We start from the raw sequence: 10535 nt of genomic DNA on the forward strand, positions 1-10535 counted from the left end.
AGCCAGGATCAAACTCTCCAACAAAAACTTGTTGAAAAACTGTCCCGACAACAAAAAGTGTTGCCAAAGGAATCCAAGCCAACAAACCATGAATGGCTTGCCAACCCGGGGTATAAATCAATTTGGCACTGGCTTATCAAGCACCCTGTTGAGTTCTCAAAGAACAACCACACACCGCCCGGAAACCCCACACCGTGGAGCCCCCGACCCGGGGCATTTCGTTCGCGTCCCCGCCGCTCTCGCGCCGGGCACTTTTACTACGTTACCTCACCGTCTCCGCCGTGTCAAACCGTTTGTCCCGGTCTGTCGTGCTTCGTACGGGTTGGCTCCGACGGGCGCGCGCAGCGGCGGACCGCTACGGTTGATCATCGGATTTGGCAGACCGGCCGCTCTGCGGTTTCCCGCGAGCTCGCCCGGTTCCCTGCCGGCCGTGAACCTTACCCGGTCGGCTCCGCTGCGCCAAATCCGCCTCGCGGCTGATCCGGCGCGCCCCGCCCGGGGCCGTGTCGTCCAGGGTGTCGACCCTGCCCGACCCGGGGCCAGTCCGGTTCGGGGCCTCAGGACTTTCGCCCCTGTTTGCCCCGTTCCGCGCTGGCAGAGAGAAAGTTACGCGTCTGCGGGTTTGAACGTCAAATCCGGGGGTAGCGTCCCCGGTCACATCATTCCCGGCCCGCTATCTTGCCTGTTCAGCGCAGGTGCGGCGCTTCCCGCTCCGCAGCTCAGCCTCCGGCCCGGGGAGCGCGGCCGCCGTACCGCCGCAGTGTTGCCAGGCGCGACGCCTGCCCCAGACGGTGGGGCGATCCGCCGACCAAGGTGTCAGCGCGCTGGGGGCCGCCGGTATTCCGCGCGGACGTGACGCGCCCGGTGGGGCGGTCAGGGCGCCTGGCCGTCGGCGCGCCGGCCGGCCGCCCGCCACGCTCGGACGCCGAGCACACCGACGGTGGTGCCGATGAGCAGGGACGCCGCGATCAGCAATGCGTGGATCCAGAGGAAGCCGGTGGCCGGGAGGTCGCCGACCGTGCCGGTGGACCAGGACCGCGGGTCCTTCCAGATCGCGACCGCGAACCTCGGCCAGATCACCCAGGTCCAGATTCCGACCCCGGTGAGGAAGATCGACCAGCCTCGCGACAGCACCATGGCTGCCGAGTATGCCAGGGCGGCCGGGCGGGACGGTCGGCCGCCGGCGCGCCCGAGACGCAGGTCAAGGGGCCTGTGCGGCATCCGGATCCCCGCCCCGCCATCCGGGCACCGCCGCGGGCGGGTCCGGGCGCGTGGCCCGGAACGGGGAGACCCGCAAGGTCACGGGCCTCCCTGGCCGCTCCGTCAGAAGCAGGTGCCGATGCCACCGATCGCGGGGTTCGCCCGGTCGTGGCGGTGGATCGTGCCGCTCAGGTCGGCCATGAACCCGCCCCAGATGATGCAACCGCCCCTGACGTACGCCCGGGTCGGCCCGGCCGCCCACAGCTTGTCGCCGTCGTCGGTCTGGGTGGGCAGGTACTGGGCGGCGAGGTAGACCTGGGTGCGGGTCAGCGCGCCCACGTAGGCGGACTTGACGGTGACCGTGCAGCCGTAGCCGAGCATCGGGTGGTACATCAGGTACACCGTGCCGAGCGGGGCGCCGGTCTCCGCGTGCCGGATCGGGTCCTGGTCCAGGACCGTGTAGCCGAGCCCGCAGAGCGACTGCGGCGTGACCGGATTGACGACGGCGGCCTGCCCGGCGGCGCCTGTCCCGGCGACCAGTCCGAGCGCGACGGCGAGCACGATCCCGATCCGACGAATGGTGCGGTACATCCGTGTCCCCCTTTTTCTCGCTGCGACAGATGCGGGATCAGAATGGTCGGCTCGGGGGGACGGAACGAATGTGCCGGGTGGACACCCCGCATTGCCGTCAAGTGTGCGTTCGCCCAGGTGCCACCGCTCCCACCTGCGGCGCAGCCCCGCCATCCATCGACAGCCGACGACTATGACGTACTTCGCACCGAGACATTTCAGCGAACCGGAAATTGCCATGTTGTTTCCCGACGGGGCGGGCGGGGCACTGCCTTCCGGGACCGGCACATACCGTCATCGGAGGTGACCCGTGCAGCCGTCGACGTTCAATCCCTGGGCTTGGCGCGATCCGTCCGCACTCGCTGGCGGATACTCCGGGGCCAGCCCCGACTCCGCCCCGCCGGACGGGCCGGCGCCCGGCGGCGACGGACCGGACGCCCCCGGCCCCGGCACCCCGCTCGACCTGGTCGGCTACCGGGTGGAGGCCACCGACGGGCGGATCGGCTCGGTCGACGAGGCCAGCGACGACACGGACGCCCGCTGGCTGGTGGTGGACACCGGACCGTGGATCTTCGGCCACAAGGTCCTGTTGCCGGCCGGCACCGTGACGCGGGTGGACCACCTGGACCGCACGGTGCACGTGGACCGCACCCGCGAGCAGGTCAAGGAGTCGCCGGCCTTCGAGCCCGACGCGTACGGCGAGCCCGGCTACCGGGACCGGATCGGCGACTACTACCGGGAGACGTACCGGCAGGGCTGAGGGCGGGCGCGGACACGGCCGGACCGGCTAACGTAAGGGCATGGTCCGGCCGATCAGCTACGCGCCGGAGGTCGTCGATCCGGTCGACGGCCTCCCGCTCGGCGTCGTGACCACCTCTCCCACCCGCTCGGGCGACGGCCGCGAGCGGATGATCGACGTACTTCGTGCCGGTGGACTGCGGTTCCGCGACGGCGCGCGATGGCGTTCGGCTCGCTGAGCCGACCCTGACCGATCCCGGGGTGACACCCCCGGTCGGCGCGCGCCCGCGCACACCTCGTCCACCAGGCACGAAAGGCATACCACCATGTCCGTTCCACGGATGCTCACCGGAGACCGTCCCACCGGGCGGCTGCACCTCGGCCACTACGTCGGCAGCATCGCCAACCGGGTGCGGCTGCACCGGCGCCACGAGAGCTTCTTCATCATCGCCGACCTGCACATGCTCACCACCCGGAATACCCGCGAGGACATCGAGCGGGTCGCGGTCAACGCCCGGGAGATGGTCACCGACATCCTGGCCGCCGGCGTCGACCCGGAGCGTGCCACCTTCTACCTCCAGTCGGCCATCCCGGAGGTCGGCGACCTGAACACCCTCTTCCAGAACCTGGTCACGGTGCCCCGGCTGGAGCGCGTGCCCTCGCTCAAGGACATGGCCCGCGACGCCGGCAAGGAGGAGATGCCCTACGGCCTGCTCGGGTATCCGGTGCTCCAGGCCGCAGACATCCTCTGCGTGAAGGGGCAGGTCGTGCCGGTCGGCAAGGACAATGCGGCGCACGTGGAGGTGACGCGGGAGATCGCCCGGCGGTTCAACCACCTCTACGGCGAGGTGTTCCCCGTGCCCGAGACGATCGCGTCCGAGACGCCGACCCTGGTCGGCACGGACGGCCGGGCCAAGATGAGCAAGAGCCTGGGCAACGCGATCGCGCTCTCCGCCGACTCGGCGACGGTCCGCCGCGCGGTGATGGGCATGTACACCGACCCGAACCGGATCCGCGCCGACGTGCCCGGCACCGTCGAGGGAAACCCGGTCTTCGCGTACCACGACGTCTTCAACCCCGATCGGGCGCAGGTCGACGACCTGAAGGAGCGCTACCGGGCCGGGCGGGTCGGCGACGTGGAGGTGAAGGAGAAACTGGCCGTCGCGCTCGACCGGTTCCTGGACCCGATCCGGGAGCGCCGGGCCCGGATCGAGGCCGAGCCCGGGCTGGTCGACCAGCTGATCTTCGAGGGCACGGAACGGACCCGCCGCGAGGTCCGGCAGACGCTCGTCGAGGTCCGCCGGGCCATGGGGCTGACCGCCGCGTACACGCAGGTGCGCCGCCGGGCCGAGCGGCACCGCAAGGCCACGGCCACGCCGGCCTGAGCGGTCGTACGACCGGCGTCCGGCCCGGGACCGGGGGTTGCTCCGGCACCGGGCCGGATCTCGCGGGCGAGATCGCGACGGGATGAATGAGTGGCTCCGGGCGGGGCAACTGGAACACCATGGGCGTGGTCCGGTACGAGGCGGTGATGCCGGTCGTCGACGAGCTCGATCAGCTCGTCGACCTGCTGCGGAATGCGCCCCCCGGTGAGCAGTTGTACATCCGGTGGTCCCGCGGTCCCGGCGTGGACCTGTCCGGCGAGCACGGGTCCGAGCAGTCCAGCAAGGACGCGCTGACCGGCATCGACCTGCCCGGCCTCTCCGCGAATCCGCTCGCGGTCGAGTCGTGGTGGGGCGATCGGCCACTGCGGCTGTGGGTGGCGCGGCGGCTCTACGACTACTGCCACCTGCGCCGGCTACGCGGCCCGGGCGTACGGCCCTGGGTGCTCGTCGGCGAGCAGCGCGGCCGGGGACCGGACAACGAGCCGTTGGTGCGGTGCCACCGGCCGGTCGCGTGGGTGTCGGAGCGGGCGCTGCGGGAGGCGGACCGCGTGGTCGAGGCGCAGGCGTCGACCGAGTGGGGGCCGCTGCACCGGGCCGACTGATCCGCCCACGACGGGGTGACCAGCCAGGGTGGGGTGACCGACCCCGCCCGCCGCGGCCCGGCCCCAACGGCCTGGCGGCCCGGGGCACATGTCGCTAGGTTGCAGCTTCGAGCACCTCACCGTCGTCGATCGGGGGAGTCGGCCGCGTGTCGCACATCGAGAAGATCACCGGGGAACTGCGCGCGTTGACGACCGGCGTCGAGAGGGCGCAGGCGCTGGCGTCCGCCGCCGACAACCAGGCGCAGGAAGTGGCCCTGCGCGCCGCCGCCGCCGGCTTCGCCGCCGTGGCGGCGGGCGTGACGCGGGTACGCGACGGCATCTCGGCCGTCCGGGGCGGCCTGGGCAGCCTCGCCACGACGATCGGCGAGGCGACGAGGGCGACCGCGGCCGTCCCGCAGGAGGCCAGCCCGCACGAGACGGTCACCGGCCTGACGCCCGTGCAGAACGCCGTCGACGGCATCCGCGACACCGCTGCCGCCACCATCGCCCAGCTCCGCGAGACACGACAAATCGTCACCATGGTCCTGCACGGCGGCCAACCGGGACCCCTCGTACAGTCCCTGGAGCAGATCACGCAGGTCCTGACGCTGGTCGTCCAGCGCACCGCCACCGCTCGGCAGGCGGTCGAGACGGCAATCGCCGAAGCCCGGCAGTTGGGGTCGGCGGGAAACTGACCGCCGCCCCCACCGTTTCCTCAGCGGACACCGCCGACCACGACCCCGGGCACGAGGACCCTACGCACGGCCATGCGCCCTGGACCAGGCCGGCCACCGGCACCTCCGGCGGCGCACCGACCGGACCACGTACCCGAATCCCGGCCAAGGAGAGACCGACGGAACGCCGCAGCCTGGAACTGGAGAACGAGACCGCCGACAAGATCGCCTACAAGGGCTACCGGGTGCACCAGAACCCGACACGGCAGGAGATCGTGGATGCGCAGCTGAACACCGGCGACATCGTCGATCCGAAAAAATCGCCGGATTACCTGGTCGAAGGGCATGTCTTCGATTGCTACGCTCCCGCTCCCACCACTTCGGTCCGGGCCGTCGGGAGCGCGGTCAAGAGGAAGATCACGGACGCCCAGACGCAGCGTGTGATCCTGAACCTTCATGACTGGCGCGGAGACCTCGCCGCCCTGCAGAAGCAGTTCGACGACTGGCCGGTACCGGCGTTGAAGGAGCTGGTGGCGGTCACACGGAACGGCACGGTCGTCCAGATCGTCCGGCGGGACTGAGGAAGGTTAAGAAGATGTCCCTCACCTATCGACTGACGCTCGGCGGCGACATCCCGCTGGAGCTGGTGGCCGAACTCGTCGCGCCAGGTGCCGCCGAGACACCGACGCCGGCCGGAAACCGCCTACTTAGCGCCGATCTCAACGAGGAGTGCGGGTTCGTCGTCAGCATCACGTCGGGCAGCCACGGCTACTACGAGGCGGAGGCGGACGGGGCCGTCTGGGCGTGGGAGCCGAAGACCTACGTCGACGTCGGCTTCCACATGCAGAAGGACACGCTGATGGACAAGGGCAGGCCGCACATGCTGCGGACCGTGGGCCGGGTGCTGGGCGACCGGCCCGAGGACGCGGCGCTGGTGCTCAACGACAACTGGCTGATGCTGACCCGGGTCGACGGCGCGATCCGCCGGCACAACGAGGCCGACTGGTACGACGAGGCGTACGACAGCTTCCTGCCCCACTGACCCGCCGGCCGGCGGGTCCGCATCTCGGGTCCCGTCCGCACGTGCGCGGCCGTCCTACCATTCACATCGTGGTGAGCTTCGATGTCCCGGCGGCGGTCGCGACGGTCTGGCAGCGGCAGGCGGCCTGGTCGCGGGCGTCCGGCGAGGCGAAGCGCGCGATCACCCGCGCGCGCCTGGGCGTCGCCGCGCTCACCGTGGGCGCCGCCGTGTGCGGCACCCTCGCCAACCAGCTCGGGCGGGCCCACCCCGGCGCGGGCCGGGCGCTCGCGATCGTCGCGGCGGCGGCGCTGCTCGTGGTGCCGCTGGCGGCCCGGTGGTCCTCCCGGGACGCGGTGCACGCGTGGACCCGGCTCCGCTCGGTCTCCGAGGCGCTCAAGGCGGACACCTACCGTTACCTCGCCGGGGTCGCCCCGTTCCGGGGTGCGGACCGGGACGCCGTCCTGCTCGGCCGGCTCGACGCGCTCATGGACGACGCCGGCGACCTGGTCGGCCGCACCCTGGACGCGTCACCGGCCGCCCGGCCGCTGCCGCCGGTCTCCGACGTGGCCACGTACGTGACGGAACGGATGCAGCGGCAGATCGACGGCTACTACCTGCCGGCGGCCCGCCGGATGGCGCACGCCGCGAGGCGGATCCGGTACGCCGCGACGGGGCTCACGGTCGCCGCCGCCCTGGTCTCCGCGACGGTCGGGGTGCTCGGCGACAGCCTCGGGCTGACCGCCTGGATCGGTGTCGCGGCGGCCGTGACCACGGCGCTGGTCGGCTACGGCTCCGCCCAGCAGTACGAGCACCACCAGATCGAGTACGCCCGCACCGCCGACCAGCTGGCCCGGCTGCGCACGGCCCGCGAGGCCGGGCTGGGCTGGGCCGACGACGACGCGTTCGTCGCCGAGGCGGAGCGGATCATCTCGCTCTCCAACGAGGGCTGGATGGCGAAGATGATCGAGCAGGATGGCGCTGCGCAGCCGTGACATCACAGGTTGTGGCATATAGCATCGTCGATAGTGCCGTTTGACCGTCGACGTGGGCGGCCGTCCGTCCACTCCCGACAGACATGGGGGAACCGACGTGGATCGCACCGTACGCCAGCCCGATCCGACCCCGCCGCCACTGGACGACCTCCGGCGCACCCCGCTCGGCCGGATCCCGCTCGACCGGGCCCGGTCCGTCGCCCGCGTGACCAGCCGCAGGGAGGATCGCCCGGCCCGTGTCGATGTCGCGGCCTTCATCTCTGCGATCTGAGCCGGCCGGGCCGACCGTCGCCCCGCTGACGCAGTACGTGCTCAAGCTGGTCAGCCGCTGCGACCTCGCCTGCGACCACTGCTACGTCTACGAACACCCCGACCAGTCCTGGCGGCGCCAGCCCCGGGTGATGGACCCCGCCACCGTCCAAGCCGTCGCGGAGCGGATCGCGGAGCACGCGGCGGCGCACCGGCTCGACGTCGTGCGGGTGGTCCTGCACGGCGGTGAGCCACTGCTAGCCGGCGCCGCCCGGCTCGGCGCCACCGCGGCCAGCCTGCGGAGCGTCATCGGCCCGGTGGCCCGGCTCGACCTGCGGATGCAGTCCAACGGTGTGCTGCTCACTCCGGCGACCTGCGACGTGCTGGTCGCCCACGACGTCAAGGTGGGGATCTCGCTCGACGGCGACCGGGCCGCCAACGACCGGCACCGCCGCCACGCCAACGGATCGAGCAGCCACCACCAGGTGCTGCGGGCGCTGTCGCTGCTGCGCAGCCCCGCGTACCGCGCCAGCTACGCGGGCATCCTCTGCACCGTCGACCTCGCCAACGACCCGATCCGGGTGTACGAGGCGCTGCTGGCCGAGGAGCCGCCGCACATCGACTTCCTGCTGCCGCACGCCAACTGGGACAACCCGCCCGCCCGGCCCGACGGCCTCGCCACGCCGTACGCCGACTGGCTGCTGGCCGTCCACCGGCGCTGGTTGGCCGACGGGCGCCCGGTGCCGATCCGCCTGCTGGAGTCCCTGCTCTCCACCGCGTCCGGGCACGGCAGCCACAGCGAGGCGGTCGGGCTCGGCCCGGCCGACCTCGTCGTCGTCGAGACCGACGGCACCTTCGAGCAGGTCGACTCGCTCAAGTCCGCCTTCGACGGCGCCGCCGCCACCGGCCTGGACGTCTTCCGCCACCGGGTCGACGACGCCGCGGCCCACCCGGCGATCGCCGTACGGCAGACCGGTCTCGCCGGGCTCTGCGCGACCTGCCGCGCCTGCCCGGTGGTCGGGCACTGCGGCGGCGGGCTCTACGCCCACCGCTACCGCGCCGGCAACGGCTTCGACAACCCGTCCGTCTACTGCCCGGACCTGCTGAGACTCGTCCGGGTGGTGACGGCGGCCCCGGTCGCCGACGAGCCCACCCGTCCGACCGACTCGCTCAGCCCGCGCGTCCTCGACGACCTCGCCTCCGGCCCGGGCACGGCGGGCTCGGCGGAGCAGCTCGCCGCCGTCCACCTGGCGCTGGTGCGCGCCCTGCTGGTCGCGCTCAGCGAGCGGGCCGCGGGCGACCCGGTCGCGGCCGACGGGTGGCGGCTGCTGGTCCAGCTGGACGACGCGCACCCCGACGCCGTCCGCGCCGTGCTGGCCCACCCGTTCGTGCGCCGCTGGGCCCGGCGGTGCCGGGACGGGGCGGCCGAGCTGTCCCACCTGGCCTGTGTGGCGGCTGCCGCCGCCGTCCGCGCCCGGGTCCGTGCCGACCTGCCCGTTCCGGTGCGCGACGGGCTGGTCAGCCTGCCGACGCTCGGCGCGCTCGCCGTCGGGGTCGAACGGGGCGTCGTCCGACTCGTCACCGACGACGGGGACGTCCGGCTCGCCGGCCGGCGGGTCACCCCCGACGCGGGCCGGGCAGGCGACCCGGCCCGGGAGGACGGGCCGGACGGCTGGCTGCCGGTGCGTTCCGTCGGGCTCGACGGGGGCCGGCTGCTGCTGGAGGACACCGACCCGCACCGGGACTGCTACGACCTGCCGGTGCAACCGCGGCTGTCGGGCGCCGCCGCGCTGCGGTGGACGCGGCAGCTGGAGCGGGCGGTGCGCCGGATCGACGCCGAGGCCACCGGCTACGCGGCGGGGGTCCGCACCCTGCTGCGGGCCGTCGTACCGCTGGGCGCGGAGCCGACCGGCAGGTTCCGCAGCGCCGCCGCCGGCACCGCCTTCGGCGCGGTGGCCGTGACCCCCGTATCCGACGACGCCGCCCTCGCCGTGCTGCTGGTGCACGAGGTGCAGCACCTCAAGCTCGGCGGGGTGCTGGACGTCTGCGACCTGTTCGACCGCGCCGACAGCCGGACGCTGCGCGTGCCGTGGCGGGACGACCCGCGGCCGGTGGAGGGCGTGCTGCACGGCGTCTACGCCCACCTGGCGGTCGCCGACGTGTGGCGCCGCCGCCCCGGGCCGGCCGCCGAGGGCCACTTCCGCCGCTACCGGGCCTGGACCGACGGGGCCCTCGACGCCCTGCTCGACCTCGGCGCCCTGACCCCCGCCGGTGAGCGGTTCGTCCGGGGGATGCGCGCCACGGTGGACGGATGGCCGTGACCGCCGGCCTGCTCCGGCGGGGCACGCTGACGGCGGACCTGCGCGCGCTGGGCCTGCCGCCGGGGGCCAACGTGCTGGTGCACTGCGCCCTGTCCCGCGTCGGTCGGGTGGCGGGCGGTCCCGCCGCGCTGCTGGCCGCCCTGTCCGACGTGCTGGGCGGGTCGGGCACGGTGGTCGTACCGGCGCAGACAGCCGGCAACTCCACCACGTCGCGGCGGTTCCGGGTGGCGACCGCCGGCATGACCGCCGCCGGGGTCGCGGCGGCGGAGGCGGCCATCGTGCCGTTCGACCCGGAGCGCAGCCCCGCCGAGGGCATGGGGATCTTCGCCGAGCACGTACGCCGGCAGCCGGGGGCGTCGCGGAGCCGGCACCCGCAGACCTCCTTCGCCGCCCTCGGCCCCGACGCGGCCCGGCTAACCGCCGTCCACGACCTCGACTGCCACCTCGGCGAACGCTCGCCCCTCGGCGCGCTCTACGCCGCCGACGCCGTGGTGCTGCTGCTCGGCGTCGACTGGTCCGCCTGCACGGCGTTCCACCTGGCCGAGTACCGGCTGCGCCGGCCGCCGGCCGAGCGGGCGTACCGGTGCTACGTGCGCGACGCCGCCGGGCGGCGGGTCCGGCGCGACTTCCGGGCCCCGGACCTGCACGACACCGACTTCCCGCTGATCGGCCGGGCCCTGACGGACGCCGGGCCGGTGCGCGCCGGGCGGGTCGGCGGCGCCGACTGCCGGCTCGTGGGCCTCCGCACGGCCGTCGACTTCGCCACAGGGTGGATGGATGAGCACCGCCGGTGACGGACGGGGC

The 10535-nt window shown here is 73.1% G+C and carries 12 protein-coding genes; 10 read left to right on the plus strand and 2 right to left on the minus strand.

Going from position 1 to position 10535, the window contains the following annotated elements; translation table 11 throughout:
- Nucleotides 1-873: 873 nt before the first annotated feature.
- Complete coding sequence (locus ACSNN9_RS14580) at nucleotides 874-1137, minus strand: SCO4848 family membrane protein (protein WP_436673616.1); 264 nt, start codon at nucleotides 1135-1137, stop codon at nucleotides 874-876.
- Nucleotides 1138-1323: 186 nt separating this feature from the next.
- Nucleotides 1324-1791, minus strand: a complete 468-nt coding sequence (locus ACSNN9_RS14585) for a hypothetical protein (RefSeq protein WP_436673618.1) — start codon at nucleotides 1789-1791, stop codon at nucleotides 1324-1326.
- A 289-nt stretch (nucleotides 1792-2080) separates the two neighbouring features.
- Here ACSNN9_RS14585 and ACSNN9_RS14590 point away from each other — a divergent pair, with 289 nt between their 5' ends.
- The 10 genes from ACSNN9_RS14590 (at nucleotide 2081) to ACSNN9_RS14635 (ending at nucleotide 10525) form a co-directional block, all read left to right on the plus strand.
- Nucleotides 2081-2530 carry a PRC-barrel domain-containing protein gene (locus tag ACSNN9_RS14590; protein WP_436673620.1) on the plus strand — a complete coding sequence of 150 codons (450 nt, stop codon included), beginning with the start codon at nucleotides 2081-2083 and terminating at the stop codon, nucleotides 2528-2530.
- Nucleotides 2531-2570: 40 nt separating this feature from the next.
- On the plus strand, nucleotides 2571-2747 hold the full coding sequence (locus tag ACSNN9_RS14595) for a hypothetical protein (RefSeq protein WP_357874714.1): 177 nt from the start codon (nucleotides 2571-2573) through the stop codon (nucleotides 2745-2747).
- Between the two features lie 87 nt (nucleotides 2748-2834).
- The gene (gene trpS / locus ACSNN9_RS14600; protein ID WP_436673622.1) at nucleotides 2835-3893 is read left to right on the plus strand and encodes a tryptophan--tRNA ligase; all 1059 of its coding nucleotides are present in this window, start codon (nucleotides 2835-2837) and stop codon (nucleotides 3891-3893) included.
- Between the two features lie 86 nt (nucleotides 3894-3979).
- Nucleotides 3980-4495 carry a DUF6098 family protein gene (locus ACSNN9_RS14605; RefSeq protein WP_358086456.1) on the plus strand — a complete coding sequence of 172 codons (516 nt, stop codon included), beginning with the start codon at nucleotides 3980-3982 and terminating at the stop codon, nucleotides 4493-4495.
- A 146-nt stretch (nucleotides 4496-4641) separates the two neighbouring features.
- Nucleotides 4642-5169, plus strand: coding sequence for a DUF6244 family protein (locus tag ACSNN9_RS14610; protein ID WP_436673623.1), 528 nt, complete (start codon nucleotides 4642-4644; stop codon nucleotides 5167-5169).
- A 137-nt stretch (nucleotides 5170-5306) separates the two neighbouring features.
- Nucleotides 5307-5729: a hypothetical protein gene (locus ACSNN9_RS14615; protein ID WP_436673658.1), complete on the plus strand. Its 423-nt coding sequence runs from the start codon at nucleotides 5307-5309 to the stop codon at nucleotides 5727-5729.
- Between the two features lie 14 nt (nucleotides 5730-5743).
- Entirely contained in the window at nucleotides 5744-6190 is a 447-nt protein-coding gene (locus ACSNN9_RS14620; protein ID WP_436673625.1) for a SitI3 family protein, read from the plus strand.
- 68 nt (nucleotides 6191-6258) lie between these two features.
- Nucleotides 6259-7161, plus strand: a complete 903-nt coding sequence (locus tag ACSNN9_RS14625) for a DUF4231 domain-containing protein (protein WP_436673626.1) — start codon at nucleotides 6259-6261, stop codon at nucleotides 7159-7161.
- 242 nt (nucleotides 7162-7403) lie between these two features.
- Nucleotides 7404-9731 carry an FxsB family cyclophane-forming radical SAM/SPASM peptide maturase gene (locus ACSNN9_RS14630; RefSeq protein WP_436673659.1) on the plus strand — a complete coding sequence of 776 codons (2328 nt, stop codon included), beginning with the start codon at nucleotides 7404-7406 and terminating at the stop codon, nucleotides 9729-9731.
- On the plus strand, nucleotides 9722-10525 hold the full coding sequence (locus ACSNN9_RS14635; protein WP_436673627.1) for an aminoglycoside N(3)-acetyltransferase: 804 nt from the start codon (nucleotides 9722-9724) through the stop codon (nucleotides 10523-10525). The genes ACSNN9_RS14630 and ACSNN9_RS14635 overlap by 10 nt, the downstream gene beginning before the upstream one ends.
- Nucleotides 10526-10535: the final 10 nt, after the last annotated feature.

The organism is Micromonospora sp. URMC 107, from assembly GCF_051386315.1.
Lineage (GTDB): Bacteria > Actinomycetota > Actinomycetes > Mycobacteriales > Micromonosporaceae > Micromonospora.